Source organism: Microbacterium sp. NPDC086615, assembly GCF_040686055.1.
Classification (GTDB): Bacteria; Actinomycetota; Actinomycetes; order Actinomycetales; family Microbacteriaceae; genus Microbacterium.
Map to the genome: position 1 here is coordinate 1 of NZ_JBFBJJ010000033.1, position 19,309 is coordinate 19,309.

Annotated in this window: 21 protein-coding genes; 14 read left to right on the top strand and 7 right to left on the bottom strand. The window is 69.5% G+C overall.

All coding sequences use genetic code 11. The annotated features are described in order from the left end of the window. Nucleotides 1–112 precede the first annotated feature (112 nt). Complete coding sequence (locus tag AB0O24_RS18485; protein WP_363376922.1) at nt 113–1,666, top strand: DUF222 domain-containing protein; 1,554 nt, start codon at nt 113–115, stop codon at nt 1,664–1,666. Between the two features lie 261 nt (nt 1,667–1,927). Next, on the top strand, nt 1,928–2,743 hold the full coding sequence (locus AB0O24_RS18490; protein WP_275800195.1) for a carbon-nitrogen hydrolase family protein: 816 nt from the start codon (nt 1,928–1,930) through the stop codon (nt 2,741–2,743). Between the two features lie 81 nt (nt 2,744–2,824). On the opposite strand, the gene AB0O24_RS18495 is transcribed toward AB0O24_RS18490, so the two are convergent. Further along, entirely contained in the window at nt 2,825–3,409 is a 585-nt protein-coding gene (locus AB0O24_RS18495; RefSeq protein ID WP_275800196.1) for an alpha/beta fold hydrolase, read from the bottom strand. 136 nt (nt 3,410–3,545) lie between these two features. Between AB0O24_RS18495 and AB0O24_RS18500 the strand changes: the two genes are divergently transcribed. Further along, nucleotides 3,546–3,995, top strand: a complete 450-nt coding sequence (locus AB0O24_RS18500; RefSeq protein ID WP_275800198.1) for an Lrp/AsnC family transcriptional regulator — start codon at nt 3,546–3,548, stop codon at nt 3,993–3,995. 183 nt (nt 3,996–4,178) lie between these two features. Here AB0O24_RS18500 and AB0O24_RS18505 read toward each other — a convergent pair whose 3' ends face one another. The 3 genes from AB0O24_RS18505 to glgA form a co-directional block, all read right to left on the bottom strand. Next, nucleotides 4,179–4,430, bottom strand: a complete 252-nt coding sequence (locus tag AB0O24_RS18505) for a type B 50S ribosomal protein L31 (RefSeq protein WP_013586710.1) — start codon at nt 4,428–4,430, stop codon at nt 4,179–4,181. A 127-nt stretch (nt 4,431–4,557) separates the two neighbouring features. Then, the gene (locus AB0O24_RS18510) at nt 4,558–5,340 is read right to left on the bottom strand and encodes an ABC transporter ATP-binding protein (protein WP_058598059.1); all 783 of its coding nucleotides are present in this window, start codon (nt 5,338–5,340) and stop codon (nt 4,558–4,560) included. Between the two features lie 67 nt (nt 5,341–5,407). Next, the gene (gene glgA, locus AB0O24_RS18515) at nt 5,408–6,598 is read right to left on the bottom strand and encodes a glycogen synthase (protein WP_275800202.1); all 1,191 of its coding nucleotides are present in this window, start codon (nt 6,596–6,598) and stop codon (nt 5,408–5,410) included. A gap of 76 nt (nt 6,599–6,674) precedes the next feature. Here glgA and glgC point away from each other — a divergent pair, with 76 nt between their 5' ends. Continuing rightward, entirely contained in the window at nt 6,675–7,919 is a 1,245-nt protein-coding gene (gene glgC, locus AB0O24_RS18520) for a glucose-1-phosphate adenylyltransferase (RefSeq protein WP_275800204.1), read from the top strand. A gap of 76 nt (nt 7,920–7,995) precedes the next feature. Here the strand turns inward: glgC and AB0O24_RS18525 are convergent, their stop codons facing one another. Continuing rightward, nucleotides 7,996–8,469: an S-ribosylhomocysteine lyase gene (locus AB0O24_RS18525; RefSeq protein ID WP_275799358.1), complete on the bottom strand. Its 474-nt coding sequence runs from the start codon at nt 8,467–8,469 to the stop codon at nt 7,996–7,998. 115 nt (nt 8,470–8,584) lie between these two features. Between AB0O24_RS18525 and serB the strand changes: the two genes are divergently transcribed. Further along, nucleotides 8,585–9,226 (top strand): phosphoserine phosphatase SerB, encoded by a 642-nt coding sequence (gene serB, locus AB0O24_RS18530; protein ID WP_275799359.1) that lies wholly within the window; start codon nt 8,585–8,587, stop codon nt 9,224–9,226. Between the two features lie 219 nt (nt 9,227–9,445). After that, nucleotides 9,446–10,159 (top strand): alpha/beta hydrolase, encoded by a 714-nt coding sequence (locus AB0O24_RS18535; RefSeq protein ID WP_275799360.1) that lies wholly within the window; start codon nt 9,446–9,448, stop codon nt 10,157–10,159. Between the two features lie 21 nt (nt 10,160–10,180). On the opposite strand, the gene fabG is transcribed toward AB0O24_RS18535, so the two are convergent. Beyond that, on the bottom strand, nt 10,181–10,891 hold the full coding sequence (gene fabG / locus AB0O24_RS18540; RefSeq protein ID WP_275799361.1) for a 3-oxoacyl-ACP reductase FabG: 711 nt from the start codon (nt 10,889–10,891) through the stop codon (nt 10,181–10,183). A gap of 192 nt (nt 10,892–11,083) precedes the next feature. On the opposite strand from fabG, the gene AB0O24_RS18545 reads away from it, so the two are divergent. Genes AB0O24_RS18545 through AB0O24_RS18560 form a run of 4 tightly spaced genes read left to right on the top strand, consistent with a single transcriptional unit; the run spans nt 11,084 to nt 13,330 of the window. Further along, nucleotides 11,084–11,791: a DUF4190 domain-containing protein gene (locus tag AB0O24_RS18545; protein WP_363376927.1), complete on the top strand. Its 708-nt coding sequence runs from the start codon at nt 11,084–11,086 to the stop codon at nt 11,789–11,791. Nucleotides 11,792–11,850: 59 nt separating this feature from the next. Then, nucleotides 11,851–12,219 carry a DUF3099 domain-containing protein gene (locus AB0O24_RS18550; protein WP_363376929.1) on the top strand — a complete coding sequence of 123 codons (369 nt, stop codon included), beginning with the start codon at nt 11,851–11,853 and terminating at the stop codon, nt 12,217–12,219. Continuing rightward, complete coding sequence (locus AB0O24_RS18555; RefSeq protein WP_275799364.1) at nt 12,216–12,437, top strand: hypothetical protein; 222 nt, start codon at nt 12,216–12,218, stop codon at nt 12,435–12,437. Before AB0O24_RS18550 ends, AB0O24_RS18555 begins: the two co-directional genes overlap by 4 nt. Nucleotides 12,438–12,448: 11 nt before the next feature. Beyond that, complete coding sequence (locus AB0O24_RS18560) at nt 12,449–13,330, top strand: SURF1 family protein (RefSeq protein ID WP_363376943.1); 882 nt, start codon at nt 12,449–12,451, stop codon at nt 13,328–13,330. A 132-nt stretch (nt 13,331–13,462) separates the two neighbouring features. Here the strand turns inward: AB0O24_RS18560 and AB0O24_RS18565 are convergent, their stop codons facing one another. Continuing rightward, nucleotides 13,463–15,061, bottom strand: coding sequence for an ABC-F family ATP-binding cassette domain-containing protein (locus AB0O24_RS18565; RefSeq protein ID WP_307386576.1), 1,599 nt, complete (start codon nt 15,059–15,061; stop codon nt 13,463–13,465). Nucleotides 15,062–15,285: 224 nt separating this feature from the next. Between AB0O24_RS18565 and AB0O24_RS18570 the strand changes: the two genes are divergently transcribed. The 4 genes from AB0O24_RS18570 to AB0O24_RS18585 are packed head-to-tail and all read left to right on the top strand — an operon-like array spanning nt 15,286 to nt 19,268. Continuing rightward, nucleotides 15,286–16,320 (top strand): iron-siderophore ABC transporter substrate-binding protein, encoded by a 1,035-nt coding sequence (locus AB0O24_RS18570; protein WP_363376932.1) that lies wholly within the window; start codon nt 15,286–15,288, stop codon nt 16,318–16,320. Nucleotides 16,321–16,345: 25 nt separating this feature from the next. Continuing rightward, nucleotides 16,346–17,392: an iron ABC transporter permease gene (locus AB0O24_RS18575; RefSeq protein ID WP_363376933.1), complete on the top strand. Its 1,047-nt coding sequence runs from the start codon at nt 16,346–16,348 to the stop codon at nt 17,390–17,392. Further along, complete coding sequence (locus tag AB0O24_RS18580; protein ID WP_275799368.1) at nt 17,389–18,447, top strand: iron chelate uptake ABC transporter family permease subunit; 1,059 nt, start codon at nt 17,389–17,391, stop codon at nt 18,445–18,447. Before AB0O24_RS18575 ends, AB0O24_RS18580 begins: the two co-directional genes overlap by 4 nt. Further along, entirely contained in the window at nt 18,444–19,268 is an 825-nt protein-coding gene (locus AB0O24_RS18585) for an ABC transporter ATP-binding protein (RefSeq protein WP_363376936.1), read from the top strand. Before AB0O24_RS18580 ends, AB0O24_RS18585 begins: the two co-directional genes overlap by 4 nt. Nucleotides 19,269–19,309 lie beyond the last annotated feature (41 nt).

Sequence of the window (19,309 nt, forward strand, 5' to 3'; positions counted from 1 at the left end):
CTCGCCCGAGCCGACCGATCATTACAAAGACACAAAGTCAGTCGGTGGCTGAGTCAGACCCGAACGAAGCACTATCAGTCTCAACGTCGGAGGTCCCCGATAGCGTTTCGACATGGACACCTCCGCCCCACCCGCCGACCGGCCGTCGCCGGCGATGCGGTCGTGCGATGGAGTCCCGTGGCCCGACGAAGACGAGCTCGAGAACGAGGCGGCGTGGGCGCGTCTGTTGGATCTCGAGTTGCAGATTCCCTCCGATGCAGCGAGCCACGTAGACGACGTGTTCACGGCGGAGCCTGCGTTCACCGGCGGCAGCGTCGACCCCTCCGACGCCGCGGCTGCCTCGGTCTCCGATCTCGACGCCGTCCTCGGCCATCTCGAACTGATCGCCGCCGAACGGCACCGCCTCGCGGCCGAGGAGGGCCGCATCATCGCCGCCGTTCTCCGCGACGCCGCAGCCGACCCGACGCCCTGGGTCGGCCCCGACCCGACCCTCGACCTGGCGTGGAGCGATCCGCGAGGGCGCACCGTCCGCGCTGTCCGACGCGACCGCGTCGATCTCGCTCAGCGGGCCGCGGCAGCCGAGATGGCCGTGCGTCTGCGCGTATCCGAGCAGACCATCCGGACGCGCGCCACGCACGTCGAGGTGCTGCAAGAGCGCTGCCCCCGGCTGTGGGACGAGTTCGCCGACGGACGCACGTCCGAGCGTCACGCCGTCGAGACGGCCCGCCTCGCGACCTCTCTTCCCGAGGATGTCGGAGCCTGGAGCGCGTTCGACGAGGGCGTCGCCGACAGAGCGACGCAGCTGACCCCCACGAAGTTCGCCGTCTCTGCACGCGCCCTCCGTGAACGCGTCCACGCCGAGTCGATCGATGCCCGACACCGACGCGCCGCACGTGATCGCGGTGTGTGGATGACGCCCGAACTCGACGGCATGGCCTCGCTCACCGCACTCCTGCCCGCCGACCGGGCGCGCAGCATCATGTCGCGCCTGGATCGCGCGGCCCGACATCTCCACGCCGCGCCCGACGAGGAGCGCACCTTGGCGCAGCTACGGGCGGACGTCCTCGCGGATCTCGTGACCTCTCCCGAGCCCGACATGCCGGCTTCGGCGTCACTCCACGCCCCGTCCGCCGTCGCCGACGAGCGAACTGCCCCGCCCGCCGCAGCGGAGCACCGCTCCCCGGCACCGCCCACCTCGCCCACCGTCGTCGTCACCATCCCCGCCCTGACTCTTCTCGGCGCCGACGCCGAACCCGCCACGCTCGAGGGGTACGGTCCGATCGACCTCGACACCGCGCGCCGCCTCGCCGGCGAAGCACGCTCATGGGTCCGCCTGCTCACGCACCCCGTGTCCGGCGCTCCCCTCGTGCTGGATCGACAGACCTATCGGGTTCCCGCTGCGCTTCGTCGCTGGCTGGGGGTCACCTCACCCACCTGCATCTTCCCCGGATGCAACCGCACCGCTCGCGATTGCGACCTCGACCATCTCACCGCCTGGGAAGACGGCGGAACCACGGATGCCGACAACCTCGAGCCGGAATGCCGACACCACCATCGCCTCCGCCACGAGACCCGATGGACACCGACGCGCGATCCCGCCACGGGTCAGATGAGCTGGCATTCACCGCTCGGCGGAGCCTACGACGCCGATCCACCCCCGTTCTGAGCCCGCAGCACCCTCGCCCGCATGTCCGTGTCGCCGGCCCGCATGACCGATGGCCTCTGCGCCTCTTGGCGCACCTGTGGACGCGCAGCGACCCTTCGAGGAGACGCGCAAGACTCACGCGCGGCCGCGCCGTGCGCAGCCTTCCGCAGCTCTCCACACGCTCGAAGGAGCAGCAGACAGAGCAACGAAACAGAGCAGCAAAACAGAGCGGCGAAACCACACTTAAACGCTCCGTCAGCCCTCGACTGCCAGACTGATCCAGTGACCTGCCGCATCGCCACCGTCCAAATGGAGGCCGTTCCGAACGCCATCGACGGAAACGTCGCGCGCATCGCGCGCCTGGTCGAGGAGGCAGCGGCGGGAGGAGCCGACCTCGTGCTCTTCCCGGAAGCGGCCGTCACGGGTTATGACGACGGCACCTTCGCGCGACCACTGCCCGAGCTCGCCGATCCCACCTGGTGGGCTCGCCTTCAAGACGCCGTCGACCACGGCGGCGTCACCGCCATCGTCAACACCGCGATCCAGCGGGACGGATGCCGCTTCCTCGGCAACGTGATCCTGAGCCCGGGACGCGACCCGCTCCCCGCCTACGACAAGCAGCACCTGTACGACAGCGAGCGTTCCGTTTTCACGCCTGGCGCTCACGGCGCCTCCTTCACTCTCAAAGGCCTCCGGTTCGCGCTCTCCGTCTGTTATGACGCGAACTTCCCCGAGCACGCGGCCGCCGCGGCGCGAGCCGGCGCGCACGTGTACCTCAACAGCGGCGCCTACTTCCCCGGCGGTGAGCATCGCCGGGACCTCCACTACGCCGCGCGCGCCCTCGACAACGGCATGTACGTGGTCTTCAGCGGGCTCGTCGGCGCACCACACGACTTCATCGGTGGCGCCGCTGTCTTCGATCCGCTCGGTCGACGCATCACCGTCCCCGGTGAAGGCGAACACATCGCTTTCGCCGACCTCGATCCGGATGCCGTTGACGACGCGCGCCAGCACCAGCGCATGTGGGCGCAGCGTCGCGAGTCCCTCGGTGGCCATGAGCACGTGGGTTCGTTCGACAAGCCCGGCACCCGCCTCTGATCGCGAGCAACATCCGCACGAGGGGGCAAACACCCGCTCGACACGGTGCGGCGCCGTGCGCGTGGCCTTCGAGAGCATCCCTCACGCCCGAACAAGGCCGCCGAGCACCGCTCTCCCCCATGCCCACTCCCCGAGACCGCTCGCGGCGTTCAGGTGTCCGAGCGCACCGGCGTTCCGCAAGGTGCTCCCCCACCCGGAGGCGAGACCCTGCGCGACCTCCACCGAGCAGTACGGGTCGTCGGAACTCGCCACCACCGTGGTTGGACACGCCAGCGGCCGCACCGCGAGGCCGACGAAGCTCGGTGCCGCAGCTCGAGGAAAGGCATCGCCAGTCGGATCCGGAGGCGCCACGAGCAGCATCCCCGTCACCGGCGCGCGTTCGACCTGCTCGACTCGCTCGGGCTGCCTCTGGTCCCCGGTCCGCGCGTCCCACTCGGTCGCCGCCCAACACCCCAGACTGTGCGCGACGACGATCACCCGATCGGCCTGTCGCGCGAGGTCGGTCACGCATCGATCCACCGCGTCGACCCAGTCGTCGAGGTCGGGCTCATCCCACGATCGGGGCTCTACTCGCCGCGCATCACGGCCCCACCGCCGCTCCCAGTGCGTCTGCCAATGCTGCTCGCCCGACCCCCCGATGCCGGGAACGATCACATACGCCGCCATCGACGACCACCTCTCGACTCTTGCGTCTTCACTCGCGCTCTCCGTGAGCGCGCGACGCCGCTTCGGCGAGCATGATGGACTCACTCGCTCCGCGCATCTCGCGCGAGCGATCCATAAGCAAAGGGAACGGAACACGATGGAACCACTCGACGCGATCGACCGGCGCATCCTCGAACTCCTGCAGCACGACGGTCGACTGTCGGGTGCCGAGGTGGGGCGGAGAGTCGGCCTGTCGCAGCCCGCCGCGAGCGCGCGCATCCTGCGGCTCAAGCGCGCGGGCGTCATCGCCGGCTACCGCGCGGTGATCGACCCGGCCGCGGTGGGACTCGTCATCCACGCCGTCATCCGACTGCGCACGACCCACGCGCAGCTCTCGCCGGCCCGCGAACTCGCCGAACGCCTCCCGGAGGTCACGGCGATGGTCCGCGTGACGGGCGAGGACTGTCTCCTCTTCGACGTCAACTGCCCCGATGCCGCGCGGCTGGAGAAGGTGGTCGACGCGCTGGCGCGATTCGGCCCGGTGACGACGTCGCTCGTGCTCAGCACCTACCCACCGAAGCCGCTGCTTCCCACCCAGCACGGGTGATCAACACGTCCGCGCACACACCGATCGAAGCCGCTGCTTCCCTCGCAGCACGGCTGATCGACAACGTTCGCACACACCTACCCGCCGGGCCACCCCGCGCACGCACCCGTCGCTGACGGCCCCTCCGAAAGCAAAAGCCCCCATCCCGAAGGATGAGGGCTTTCGAAGCGAAACCGCTGAGGATCAACGACCGCCGAAGTTCTTGAAGCGCTGGTTGAACTTCTCGACACGACCGGCCGAGTCCATGATGCGCTGCTTGCCCGTGTAGAACGGGTGCGAAGCCGACGAGATTTCCACGTCGATGACGGGGTACTCCACGCCGTCCAGCTCGATCGTCTTGTCGCTCGAGACGGTCGAACGGGTGAGGAACGTGTCGCCCGAACCGAGGTCGCGGAACACGACGGCCTTGTACGTGGGGTGGATGTCAGTCTTCATGGGAGGTCCTTTGAGAAGTGGTGCCCTGGATTCTGCCAGGACGTCAAAGTCTGCGGCGCCGAAGGCACCAACAGGAGAGTCTACCAGGCGTGCGGAATGATTCGCGCGCAGTGATTCCCGCGCGACGTCAGACCGCGCGAGCGGCGTAGCGCCCCGCTTCGTGCGTGAGCGTGATCTCGAGGCCGAACGTCTTCGACAGGTTCTCGGCCGTGAGGGCCTCGCCGAGGGGCCCGGATGCCACGATCTCGCCGTCGCGGAGCAGGAGCACGTGCGTGAACCCGACGGGGATCTCCTCCACGTGGTGCGTCACCATCACCATGGCGGGCGTCGTGGGCGCCTGGGCGTACCCCGAGAGCAGCGCGAGCAGCTCTTCCCGGGCGCCGAGGTCGAGGCTGGCGGTGGGCTCGTCGAGCAGCAGCAGCTCGGGGTCGGTCATCACGGCCCGGGCGATCTGGACGCGCTTCTGCTCGCCGTCGCTCAGCGTGCCGAACGTGCGGTCCGCCAGGTGATCGAGTCGCCACTCCGCGAGCACGCGCAGCGCGCGACGCTCGTCGATGTCGTCGTACTGCTCGCGCCACCGACCCGTCACCGAGTACGCGGCGGTCAGCACGACGTCGAGCACCGTCTCCTCGGGCGGAACGCGTCGCGCCATCGCCGACGACGCGAAGCCGATACGCGGGCGCAGTTCGAAGACGTCGGTACGACCGAGCTGCTCGCCGAGGATCGTCACCGTGCCCGATGTGGGGTGCAGGAGGGTGTCCGCGAGCTGCAGAACCGTCGTCTTCCCCGCGCCGTTGGGGCCGAGCACGACCCAGCGCTCGTCATCGGCGACGCTCCAGTCGAGATGGGACACGATGTCCCGCGTGTTCCGGCGGACGACGACGTCGGAGAACTCGAGAACCTGCGGCATGGAACTAGCCTAGCCGCGACAAGACCGCGCCCCCGCGCGACGCGACGACCTGGGGAGAACCGCGCGACTACTTCCCCGAGACCTCCGCGTACAGCGCCGCCGTGGTCTGCGCGATCGCCGCCCAGCTGAAGTCGTCGATGGCGCGCTGACGACCGGCCTCACCGAAGGCGCGGGCCGTCTCGGCATCCGTCACGACCTCCGTCAGCACGCGGGCCAGGTCGGCGACGAAACGCTCGGGGTCGACGGGCGTCCCGGTGCCGTCCTGCACCTGCTCGATCGGCACGAGTCGTCCCGTGACGCCGTCGACGACGACCTCCGGGATGCCGCCGGTCGCCGTCCCCACGACCGCCGCGCCGCACGCCATCGCCTCGAGGTTGACGATGCCGAGCGGCTCATACACCGACGGGCAGACGAACGTGGTCGCGGCGGTGAGGATCGCGCACAGCTCGTTGCGAGGGAGCAGACGATCGATCCAGACGACACCGTCACGCGTCGCCTGAAGCCCGCGGACGAGCTCTTCCACCTCGGCCATGATCTGCGGTGTGTCGGGCGCCCCCGCGCACAGGATCAGCTGCACGTCCGCCGGCAACAGCTCCGCCGCACGGAGCAGGTAAGGAAGCCCCTTCTGGCGGGTGATGCGACCGACGAAAACCACCGACGGCCGCGACGGGTCGATGCCCACGGAGGCGAGGAAGGCGTCGTCCGACACCGGATGCCACGCCTCGGTGTCGATGCCGTTGTAGATCACGCGCACCTTGGCGGGATCCAGCGACGGGTAGCTGCGCAGGATGTCGTCGCGCATGCCCGAGCTCACCGCGACGACGGCCGCGGCGCCCTCGTAGGCCGTCTTCTCGATGTAGCTCGACACGGCATAGCCCCCGCCGAGCTGCTCCGCCTTCCAGGGGCGAAGCGGCTCGAGGCTGTGCGCGGTGACGACGTGCGGGATGCCGTGGAGAAGGGATGCCAGGTGCCCGGCGAAGTTCGCGTACCAGGTGTGCGAGTGCACGACGTCCGCGCCGGCGACGTCGGAGACGATCTCGAGGTCGGTGCCGAGCGTCTGGATCGCGCCGTTCGCGGAGGCGAGCTCTACGGGCACACCGTACGAGGTCGTGTCGGCTTCGTCACGCGCCGCACCGAACGCGCGGACCTGCACCTCGGTGCCCTCGGCGCGCAGTGCCTTGACCAGTTCGGTGGCGTGGACCCCGGCTCCCCCGTAGATCTCCGGCGGGTACTCCTTGGTCACGATGTCGACGCGCATGAGACGAACCGTAGTACAGCGCACGGCGCGCCGAGAACGTGTTTCCGCAACCCGATGCGACCCCTAGTGTGGTGCCATGCCTGCAGCGCCGAAGGTCTTCGGAATCATCCTCGCCGGCGGCGAGGGAAAGCGACTCATGCCCCTCACGGCCGATCGCGCGAAACCCGCCGTCCCGTTCGGCGGTCAGTACCGCCTGATCGACTTCGCGATCTCGAATCTCATCAACTCGGGCCTGCGTCAGCTCGTCGTGCTCACGCAGTACAAGTCGCACAGCCTCGATCGCCACATCTCGCAGACCTGGCGGATGTCGCCCATGCTCGGCTCGTACGTGGCATCCGTCCCCGCTCAGCAGCGCCTCGGCAAACGATGGTTCTCGGGCTCCGCCGACGCGATCCTCCAGTCGATGAACCTGATCCGCGACGAGAAGCCCGACATCGTCGTCGTCATCGGTGCCGACCACGTGTACCGCATGGACTTCAACCAGATGCTCGACGCGCACATCGCCTCGGACGCACGTGCCACCGTCGCCGGCATCCGCCAGCCCATTTCGCTGGCGAACCAGTTCGGCGTCATCGACACCGACCCCACCGACCCGACGAAGATCCGCGAGTTCCTCGAGAAGCCCCAGAGCCCGGCCGGCCTGGTCGACTCGCCGCACGAGGTGCTCGCCTCGATGGGCAACTACATCTTCGACGCCGACGCCCTCGTCGAGGCCGTCACTCACGACGGAGAGCTGCCGACCTCGGCGCACGACATGGGCGGCGACATCGTGCCCTACTTCGTCAATCGGGGCGAGGCGGCGGTGTACGACTTCCAGCGCAACGACGTTCCCGGCTCCACTCCGCGCGACCGGTCGTACTGGCGCGACGTGGGCACGATCGAGTCGTTCTACGACGCCCACATGGACCTGATCTCGACGCTGCCGGTCTTCAACCTGTACAACAACGACTGGCCGATCTACTCGCAGATCGTCAACGCGCCGCCCGCGAAGTTCGTGCGCGACTCGGTGGGTCGCATCGGCAACGCGATCGACTCCATCGTCTCCCTCGGCTCGGTCCTGTCGGGGACCCACCTCGAACGCAGCGTCGTGGGCCCCTGGGCCCTCGCCGGCGGCGGATCGACGATCACGGACTCGGTGCTGTTCGACGGCGTCCGGGTCGGGGCGGGAGCGCGCATCCACCGCGCCATTCTCGACAAGAACGTCGTCCTCGAACCCGGCGCGACCATCGGCGTCGACCGCGAGCGCGACATCGCGCGCGGCTTCACCGTCACCGAGACGGGCATCACCGTCGTCGGCAAGGACGTGCACGTCCACGCGTGAACCCGGATTCCGGATGCCAGAGGGGGCGGTGACCATCACGGTCACCGCCCCTTCCGTCTTCCTGTCTTCCTGCTTGTCAGACCCCGACGCGCTGGAACGCGTCGCGCGAGATCCCCTTCTCGAGGACGACCTTCGACCACTCGCGCGCGCTGTGCAGGCTGTGGTCGCGGTAGTTGCCGCAGCTGAAGGCGTCGGTTCCGGGAACGTCGTCCCAGGTGACGTCCTCGGCGATCGCGCGGAGGGAGTCGGTGATTGCGTCGACCAACGTGGCGACCTCGGGCTCGCCCCACATGATGACGTGGAAACCGGTCCGGCATCCGAAGGGCGAGATGTCGATCAGCCCGTCGATGCGGTCGCGCACGAGGCTCGCGAGAAGGTGCTCGATGGTGTGCAGACCGGCGGTGGGGATCTCTCCCTCGTTGGGCTGGACGAGGCGCAGATCGAAGTTCGTGATGACGTCGCCGCGGGGGCCCGTCTCGGTGCCGATTCGGCGCACGTAGGGGGCCAGCACGGCGGTGTGGTCCAGGGTGAAGCTCTCGACGTCGGCCATGGGTGTGGTCCCTTCAGTGGAGTCGGCGGTACCCGAAGAGCCTACGCGCGGCGGGTCGGCGCGAAGCTCCGCATGACGCCGCGCGACAGGCACGCGACCCGCTAGCGTGGATCGCGTGCCAGCGCCCGCCCGTTTCCTCGTCGTGCTCGATGCCGACTCCACACTGATCCGCAACGAGGTCATCGAATTGCTCGCCGACGAAGCGGGTCGAGGACCCGAGGTCGCCGCTGCCACGGAGGCCGCGATGCGCGGCGAGGTCGACTTCGCGACCAGCCTGCGCTCCCGGGTGAAGGCCCTCGCCGGGGTGCCCACCGAGGCGTTCGCCCGGGCGATCGCGCGCATCGAGCCGACCCCCGGGGTGCGCGACCTCGTCGCCGCCGTGCACGATCGCGGCGGCGTCGTGGGCGTCGTGTCGGGCGGGTTCCACGAGGTCCTCGACACCGTCGCCCCCGATCTCGGCGTCGACGCCTGGCGCGCCAACCGGCTCGTCGCCGTCGACGACGTGCTCACCGGCGACGTCGACGGGGAGATCGTGGATGCCACGGCCAAGGCCGACACTCTCCGGTCGTGGGCCGCGGAGCACGGCGTCCCCCTCTCGGCGACCTTCGCGATCGGCGACGGCGCCAACGACCTCGAGATGATGGCGGTCGCGGGCCTCGGACTCGCGTTCAACGCCAAGCCCGCCGTCCGCGAGCGGGCGGATCTCGTGATCGGTCCGGTCGACCTGTCCCAGGTCATCGCGCTGCTCCCCCGCTGAAGGTCCCTGAGCCCGCCGGAAGGGACCACTCTCGACCCCACGGCTCCGACAGGTCCCTGAGCCTGTCGAAGGGACCCTCGACCCCACGGCGCCGACAGATCCCTGAGCCCGCCGAAGGGACCACCCTCGACCCCACGGCGCCGACAGATCCCTGAGCCTGTCGAAGGGACCCTCGACCCGACCCTCGCGAATGTCGGAGCCCCGTCCTACCCTCGACGCATGAAGGTCATCCTCGTTCCCGGTCTCTGGCTCACGGCGTCATCGTGGGACGCGGTTGTCCCCGCCCTGCTCGCCGCCGGGCATCATCCCGAACCGCTGAGCATGCCGGGCATCGGCGTTCCCGCGGCCGGCTCCGCGCAGGTCGGCATCGCGGACTGGATCGCCGAGGTCATCCGCGTCATCGACCGCGACGACGAGCCCGTCGTACTGATCGGCCATTCCGGCGGAGCCAACGTCGTCTGGGGTGCCGCCGACGCGCGACCCGACCGCGTCGCGCGGGTCGTCTTCGTCGACGCCGTTCCTCCCCTCGACGGAGCGGGCATCTGGGAGTTCCCGATCGTCGACGGCGTGGTCCCGTTCCCCGGGTGGGACTCCTTCGACGACGAGGAGGTCGCCGACCTCGACGCGCCCACGCGTCAGCGGGTCGAGGAGCAGGTCACCTGGATCCCCGCGCGGATCCCCACCGATCCGATCTCGCTGGGCGACGACCGCCGCCACGGCATCCCGATCACGGTGATCACGTGCCTCATGCCGTCCACTGACGTGCGGAGCATGATCGACGGCGGTGCGCCCTGGGTCGGCGAGCTCGCCGCGGCGGACGAGCTCGAGATCGTCGATCTACCCGGAGGACACTGGCCGCAGTTCGCTCAGCCCGAGGCTCTCGGGAAGGCGCTCGTCGCGGCGATCCGGTCCGAGCCGGTCGCCGAGAACTGAGCGTTCGTCTCGACGGGGCGCTCAGTGCCCCATGCCGAGGCCACCGTCGACCGGGATCACGGCGCCCGAGATGTATGCCGCGTCATCGCCCGCGAGCCACGTCACGACACCCGCGACCTCGTCAGGCGAGGCGAAGCGCCCCGCCGGGATGTTCTTCTTGTACTCGGCCTGCGTGTCGGCGGGAAGCTCGGCCGTCATGTCGGTCTCGATGAAGCCCGGCGCGACCACGTTGGCGGTGATTCCGCGGCCACCCAGCTCGCGGGTGAGCGAGCGGGCAAACCCGACCAGGGCGCTCTTCGACGCGGCGTAGTTGATCTGTCCCGCCGAGCCATACAGGCCGACGACGCTCGAGATGAGGATGACGCGACCCCAGCGCGCCTTGAGCATGCCCTTCGACGCACGCTTGACGACGCGGAACGCGCCGCCGAGGTTCGTGTTCACGACGCTGTCGAAGTCGTCCTCGCTCATGCGCAGCAGCAGGGTGTCCTTCGTGACGCCGGCGTTGGCCACGACGACCGCGATCGGGCCGAGCTCGGCCTCGACCTGGGTGAACGCGGCGTCGACGGCTGCGGCGTCCGTCACGTCTGCGCGGACGGTCAGCGTGCCCGCGGGGCCCTCGCCCGAGCGTGCCGTCACGGCGACGCGCCACCCCTCGGCGACGAACCGCTCGGCGATGGCGCGCCCGATGCCGCGGTTTCCTCCGGTGACGACGACGACGCGGTCCTGCGACATGTGAACTCCTGCGATACGGCGGAATGGAACCGGCCCAGCCTATCCGGCGCTCGCCCTGCAGCCGTGGCCTCGCACGCCTTCGCACGCCCTCGAACGGCTTCGCACCGTGCCACGCGAGGTTTGACACGACCCTCGCGGCGCTGGAAACCTGGAGCGGCGCGGGCAGACCACCGGGCGAGAAGAGGGAACGCCGTGAGCGACAACAGCACCCAGGACCCGAACACCGGCGAGACGGGCGCGACGTCGGGAATCGACGCTCCCTCCACCCCCGAGGCCTCCCCGAGCTCGACCAGCACGGACACGCCGCAGCCGGACGCATCGAGCACCTCCGCCTCGAACGCGGATGCCGCCGCGGCGGGCACCTCCACCGCGCCGCCGCTCCCGCCCGCGTACGGCGCTCCGACACCCGGCGACGCCGCCGCGACGCCCGCGCCCCCGGCATATCCGGCGCCCGCGACCGACGCCCCTCCCGCATCCGGTTCGACCGGTTACGGGGCCCCCGCGACCGACGCCGCCCCTGCCTATGGCGCGACGCCCTACGGAACCCGGGGCTACCCGGCTCCGGCCTACGGCACAGCGGCCTACGGGGCGCAGGGCTACGCCGGCTACGGCACCCAGGGGTACGGCTCGTACGCGGCGACCGCGCGGACGAATGTCCTCGCGATCATCTCGCTCGTGGCATCCATCGCCGGTTTCGTCATGCTGCCGTTCGTCGGTCCGCTCGTCGGCGTCATCACCGGACACATCGGACTCGCTCAGATCAAGCGCAGCGGCGAGAAGGGGCGCGGCCTCGCTCTGACGGGTGTGATCCTCGGGTGGGTGAACATCGCGCTGATCGTGATCTCCATCGCTCTTTTCTTCACCTTCTTTCTCGCGACCAGCTCGAGCTACCGTTACTGAACGGTCAGCGTTCCTCAACGGTCCGCACTGTGCGCGAACGGGCGTACCCTGGGGGGACCGTGAAGATATCGTCCCGTGCCCAATCCGCGACGTCTCTCCCGCAGGCCCCGCGGGAAGACGCCGGCTCCCGTTTCACCAAGTACATGGTGATGATGGGGATCCGTATCGCGTGCTTCGTGCTCATGGCCGTGGTGCAGCCCTACGGGTGGTACACCTTCGTCTTCGCCGCGGGGGCGATCTTCCTCCCCTACCTCGCCGTGATCGTGGCGAACGTGGGCGCCGACGTGGGTGCACGTGCGGCCGAGGCACCCGAGCGGTCTCTCGAGGCGTCCGCCCCGGCTGCGCCGACGCCAGCGCCGGCCGCCCCCACCGTGATCCGTATCGCCGAGACGTCGCGACTCGACGCCGCTCGCGACGACCGCTCGTGACCGCCGAGGCCGCGGAGTGCTCGCGAGCCGGATGCCGAGACACCGCCGTGTGGGCGATCCTCTGGCGCAATCCGCGCATCCACACCGCCGAGCGCCGTAAGACGTGGGTGGCGTGCGAAGCGCACGTGTCGTATCTCCGCGAGTTCTTGAGCGCGCGCGACTTCCCCGTTGAGGTGCAGGCTCTGTCCGCGGTCGCCCGAGCAGGCGAGGCCCTGTGAGCGCGCGCGAGATGCCCACGGGTGCACGCTGGGCGATGTACGTCGGCATCGCGATCCTCTTCGCGATCGCGTGTGCGTACCTGTCGAACTGGCAGTTCTCGCGCAACGCCGAGCGCAGCGAGCAGCTGCAGCTCGTCACCGACAATTACGACGCGACACCGGTCGCGCTGGGTGATCTCCTCGCTCCCGGCGCCGACCTGGCGCCCTCCGACGAGTGGCGACCGGTCCGGCTCGAGGGCCAGTACCTCGCCGACGAGCAGTTGCTGGTGCGCAACCGGGCGCACAACGGCTCCGCCGCCTACGAGCAGCTCGTGCCGTTCCGCCTCACCGACGGCCGCGTCTTCCTCATCGACCGCGGCTGGCTTCCGCCGGGGAACAGTCAGTCGTTGCCCGACGAGATCCCCGCTCCCCCCGCGGGCACGGTAACGGTCGAGGCGCGGTTGCGCCCCGGCGAGGCCGCGCCGACCTCGGGACGCACCGCTGAGGCGGGTCAGGTGCCGACGATTAATCTCGGCCTCGTCGCCGAGCAGACGGGCCCCATCGAACCCGGCGCCTACGGACTGCTCATGTCGGAGGACCCGGCTCCCACTGACGCCCCGCTGCCCGTCGATCCGCCGAGCGACGACCCCGGTCCGTACCTGTCGTACGCGATCCAGTGGATCCTGTTCGCTCTCATGGGCTTCGGCTTCATCACCTACGTGATCGTCAGCGAGCGCAAGCTCCGCCGCGAGGAAGCCGACGACGATGACGACGAGCTCGCACCTGTTGCGCTGCCCGCGAGCGAGAGCGCCGAACCCCGCCGTCGCGTCGCCCCGGTCGCCCTGCATCGCGCACGCAAGCGCCCGAAGGATCGCGACGCCGACGACGAGGACGCCCTTCTCGACGCACGCTGAACGGGAACGGATGCCGGATTCTTGGCATCCGTGGTCCGATCAGGCCAGCGTGACCAGGCGAGCGTGATCAACCCGGCGTGCCCGTCCAGCGAGACCGATCCGACACGCCAGGCCTGCGCGAGCAGGCCGGCGTCAAGCCAGCGTGATCAGATCCGCGTAGTCACGACCCCAGATGTCCTCGACACCGTCGGGGAGGATCAGCACGCGCTCGGGGTTGAGCGCCTCGACGGCTCCCTCGTCGTGCGAGACGAGCACCACGGCGCCCTCGTAGTGCGCGAGCGCGCCCAGGATCTCTTCGCGTGAGGCGGGGTCGAGGTTGTTCGTCGGCTCGTCGAGCAGCAGCATGTTCGCCGACGACACCACGAGCGTCGCGAGCGACAGGCGCGTCTTCTCACCGCCCGAGAGAACGCCGGCCGGCTTGAGCACGTCGTCGCCGACGAACAGGAACGAACCGAGCACCTTGCGCGCCTCGGTGGCGGTGATGTGCGGGGCCGACGACATCATGTTCTCGAGCACCGAGCGGTTGACGTCGAGGTTCTCGTGCTCCTGGGCGTAGTAGCCGATCTTCAGGCCGTGGCCGGGCTCGAGCTGACCCGTGTCGGGCTGGTCGACGCCGGCGAGGATGCGCAACAGCGTCGTCTTACCGGCACCGTTGAGGCCCAGGATCACCACGCGCGAGCCGCGGTCGATCGCGAGGTCGACGTCGGTGAAGATCTCCAGCGAGCCGTACGACTTCGACAGTCCTGACGCCATGAGCGGCGTCTTGCCGCAGGGCGCGGGCTTGGGGAACCGGAGCTTCGCGACCCGCTCGTCCTGGCGCACCTCATCGAGGCCGGACAGCATCTTCTCGGCGCGCGCGACCATCTGGTGAGCGGCGGCGGCCTTCGAGGCCTTGGCGCCGAACCGCGCCGCCTGCAGCTGCAGGGCGGTGGCCTTCTTCTCGACGTTGACGCGCTCCTTCTTGCGTCGCTCCTCGTCGGCCACCCGCTGGCGCAGGTAGTTCTTCCAGTTCATGTTGTAGACGTCGATGACCTGGCGGTTCGCATCCAGGTAGAAGACGCGGTTGACCGTCTCGCCCACGAGCTCGACATCGTGCGAGATCACGATGAGCCCGCCCTTGTAGCCCTTGAGGAATTCGCGCAACCACACGACGCTGTCGGCGTCGAGGTGGTTGGTCGGCTCGTCGAGGATCATCGTCTGCGCGTCGGAGAAGAGGATGCGCGCGAGCTCGATACGGCGGCGCTGCCCACCCGAGAGGGTCTTCAGCGGCTGGTCGAGGATGCGGTCGGGCAACGAGAGGTTATGGGCGATGGATGCCGCCTCGGCCTCGGCCGCATAGCCGCCCGCCGCCTCGAACCGCTCGGTGAGGTTGCCGTACTTCTTCATCGCCTTCGCCGCGACGGCCGGGTCGTCGTCGCCCATCGCCATCGACGCCTCATGCATACCGAGGGCGAGCGAGCCGAGCCCGCGCGCGTCGAGGATTCGCGTGCGCGCGAGCATCTCGGGGTCGCCGGAGCGGGGATCCTGCGGGAGGTAGCCGAGCTCGCCCGAGCGGTCGACGCCGCCATTCGAGGGCAGGAGATCGCCCGCCAGCACCTTGGTCAGGGTGGTCTTTCCCGCACCGTTGCGCCCGACGAGTCCGATCTTGTCGCCATCGGAGACGCGGAACGACACGTCGGACATGAGCACGCGGGCGCCCACGCGGATCTCGAGGTCGTGCACGGCAAGCACAGCGAACGTCCGTTCTTCGGGGTCGGGGATCGGCCAGAGAAAGGCCAGCCACCCAGTATACGGCCGGGTCGCCGAACGTCCCCCGACAACGAGCGGGGCCGCCCCGAGCCTCGATACCTCGGCGTCGAGACGATCGCCCGGGTTCTCGGCATCCGGGTTTGCGTTGACACCCGAAGCCTGACCTAAACTAAGCCAATCCTTACCTAACACGCAGGAGGCTCTTCGTGTCCCGATTCCGCGCTCTGGCGGCTCTCGCCGTCGGTTCCGCCCTCGTCCTCTCCGGCTGCGCCGGCACCACGGCCGCCCCCGGCTCCTCGGAGGGATCCACCGGGGCGGACGGCGCCTTCCCCGTGACCCTCAGCAACGTGTTCGGTGAGACGACCATCTCCGCCAAGCCCGAGCGGGTCGTCACCGTCGACTGGGGCAACCAGGACGTCGCTCTGGCGCTCGGTGTCGTTCCGGTCGCCATGCCGAAGGTGACCTACGCGGACGAGGACGGCGACGGCCTGCTGCCCTGGACGAAGGACAAGCTCGCCGAGCTCGGCGCCGAGACCCCGGTGCTCATGGACGAGACCAACGGCTACGACTACGAGGCCATCGCCGACGCGCAGCCCGATGTCATCCTCGCCGCGTACTCCGGCATGACGCAGGAGCAGTACGACACACTCAGCAAGATCGCGCCGGTCGTGACCTTCCAGAATGTCGCGTGGGGCACCACCTGGCAGGACATGACCGTCCTGGACGGCACCGCGCTCGGCCTGAAGGACGAGGCCGAGGCACTCGTCGCCGACAAGGAGAAGCACATCACCGACGAAGCGGCGAAATATCCCGCCATCGCCGACAAGAAGTCGCTCCTCACGTACTACGACCCGACCAACCTGTCGACGCTCGGCTTCTACAACACGCTGGACCCGCGCATGGGCTACCTCGAGGAGCTCGGGCTCGCGCCGTCCTCCTACGTCGCCTCGCAGTCGGCGGCATCGGACACCTTCTGGTTCACCCCCTCCACCGAGCAGATCGAGAACTTCGCCGACGTCCAGGTCATGGTGGCCTACGGAGCCGACGGCATGATCGCCGCGATGCAGGCCGACCCGCTGCTGTCGAAGATCCCGGCCGTGGCGAACGGGGCGATCGCTGTGATCGAGAGCGGCTCGACCCTCTCGTCGGCCATCACCCCGACGCCGCTCAACATCGGCACGAGCTACGGCGATGAGTACATCGGCCTCGTCGGGGCCGCCGCGGAGAAGGCCGCGTCCTGATGCGGCTCACCCGCCCGTCGGCCCGATGACCGCTGTCTCCCCGACACTCGCCGCCCCCGGCGACGCCCGCGCGCGTCACTGGGGGCGGCGGCGTGCCGTCGGCGTCACGGCGCTCGTCGTCGTGCTCGTCATCGCCGCGGTCCTGTCGGTGACCTTCGGCGCGCGCGACGTCACAGCCGTGGACGTCTGGGCCGGGCTCACCGGTTCCACCGACACCGCTTCGGCGGCCGCGGTCGCCAAGCGCGTTCCGCGCACGCTGCTGGCGATCCTCGTCGGCGCGGCTCTCGCGGTCTCTGGCGCGGTCCTGCAGGGGGCCACGCGCAATCCCCTCGCCGACCCGCAGATCCTGGGCATCAACGGCGGAGCGGGACTCGCGATCGTCGTGGGGATCGCCTTCTTCGGCCTCGGATCTGCCACGTCATACATCTGGGTCGGCATGATCGGTGCCGCCGCGGCCGCGGTCCTCGTCTATGCGATCGGCTCGCTCGGCCGCGGTGGAGCCACGCCGCTGCGTCTTGCGCTCGCCGGCGCCGTGAGTGCCGTGGCCTTCAGCTCTCTCACCAGCGCCGTCCTCCTTCCGCGCATCAACGTCATGAACGATTTCCGTTTCTGGCAGATCGGCGGCGTCGGCGGCGCGACGTTCGAAACCATCCTTCAGGTGTTTCCTTTTCTCCTCGCCGGGCTGGTGATCTGCCTCGCCTGCGCATCGACGCTCAACACCCTGGCCCTCGGCGATGAGCTCGCCGCGGGGCTCGGTGCGCGCGTGCGCACGGCGCGGCTCGTCTCCACCGGTGGCGCCGTCATCCTGTGCGGAGCCGCGACCGCGGTCGCCGGGCCCATCGGCTTCGTCGGTCTCGTCGTCCCCCACATGATCCGCCTCGTCGTCGGTGTCGACCATCGCTGGCTGCTCCCCGTGTCGGCTCTCGGCGGAGCCACCCTGCTCACTCTCGGCGACATCGTCGGCCGCGTCGTCGCACGACCCGAGGAGATCGAGGTCGGCATCGTCACCGCCCTGGTCGGTGCCCCGTTCTTCATCGCCCTCGTCCGGCGCCAGAGGATGAGAGCGCTGTGACCGTCACCCTCGTCTCCCCCTCATCCCCCGCGCTGACCTCCGTCATCGCCGGGCGTCAGCGCCGCCGCCGCAGGTGGGCACTGATCACCGGCATCCTCGTGCTCCTCGTGATCGCCGCCTTCTCACTCTCCCTCATGCTCGGGCAGACGGCCTACTCCCCCGTTCAGGTGTGGGGGGTCCTCACCGGGCAACGCGTGTCCGGAGCGTCGTTCACGGTGGGCGAGCTGCGCCTTCCCCGCGCGGTGACCGGGCTGTTCACGGGTCTGTGCTTCGGAATGGGCGGCGTCATCTTCCAGTCGATGCTGCGCAACGCCCTCGCGAGCCCCGATGTGATCGGCATCAACACCGGCGCGAGCGCGGCAGCCGTGATCGGCATCGTCGTGCTCGGGCTCGGAGAGACGGCCGTGTCGTTTCTGGCGATGGCTGCCGCCCTCGCAGCCGCCCTCGCGATCTATCTCCTCGCCTACCGAAACGGCGGATCGGGCGCGCGGCTGATCCTCGTGGGCATCGGCGTCGCCGCGATGTGCCAGGCCGTGGTGTCCTACGTCATCGCGCGCGCCGCGGAGTACGACCTGCCCGCCGCCATGCGCTGGATCACGGGCAACCTCAACGATGCGACGTGGGATCGGACGCTGCCCGTGATGGTCGCTGTCCTCGTGCTCGGACCGGTGGTGCTCTCCCTCTCGGGCCGGCTCGAGATCCTGCGCATGGGCGACGAGACGGCCGCCGCGGTGGGGCTGCCCGTCGAACGTAGTCGCGTCCTGCTCATCGTCGCCGCCGTGGGGCTGCTCGCCTTCGGCACCGCCGCCGCCGGCCCCATCGCGTTCGTGTCTTTCCTCGCGGGCCCGATCGCGGTGCGACTCCTCGGGCCCGTCGGCTCCCCCATTCTCCCCGCGGGCCTCATCGGCGCGTTGCTGGTCCTCGTGGCCGACTTCTGCGGCCAGTACGCCTTCGGCACCCGCCTTCCCGTGGGCGTCATCACCGGCGTTCTCGGGGCGCCCTATCTCATCTACCTGCTCGTGCGCAGCAGCCGATCCGGAGGAACTTCGCTATGACCGTCGAGCGCTCCCTGGTGGCCGAGGGTGTCACCCTCGGCTACGGAGACAGGACCATCGTCGACACGCTCGACCTCCGGATCCCGCCTGGCCGGGTGACCACGATCGTCGGGGCGAACGCGTGCGGCAAGTCCACGCTACTGAAGGCCATGGCACGCCTGCTCACGCCCTCGGCGGGCCAGGTCCTTCTGGACGGCAAGGCGATCCACCGCCAACCCACCAAGCAGGTGGCGCGCGTGCTGGGACTGCTCCCGCAGTCCCCGATCGCCCCCGACGGCATCGCCGTTTCGGATCTCGTCAGCCGAGGCCGCCACCCTCATCAGGGTGCGCTGTCGAGGTGGACGAGCGCTGACGACGCCGCCGTGGCGCGCGCCCTCGAAGCGACCGACACCGCGCACCTCGCGGATCGTTCCGTCGACGAGCTCAGCGGCGGGCAGCGCCAGCGCGTCTGGATCGCCATGGCCCTCGCACAGGAGACCGACGTCCTACTGCTCGACGAGCCGACCACATTCCTCGACATCAGCCACCAGATCGATGTGCTCGATCTCCTCACCGATCTCAACCGCGAGCGCGGAACGACGGTGGCGATGGTGCTGCACGACCTGAACCTCGCTGCGCGCTACGCTGACCACCTGGTCGCGATGGCGCAGGGTCGCGTGGTCGCTGCGGGCGATCCGTCCGAGGTTCTCACCGAGGCGATCGTGCGCGAGGTGTTCGGTCTCGACAGTCGTGTGGTTCCCGACCCCCTGACCGGTCGACCGATGGTCATCCCGATCGGACGGCACCACACGGTGACCGAGCCGGAGCAGGCGCTGAGCTGAGCTGAGTCGAGCTGAGGGGCCGGGATGCCGACATCCCAGCC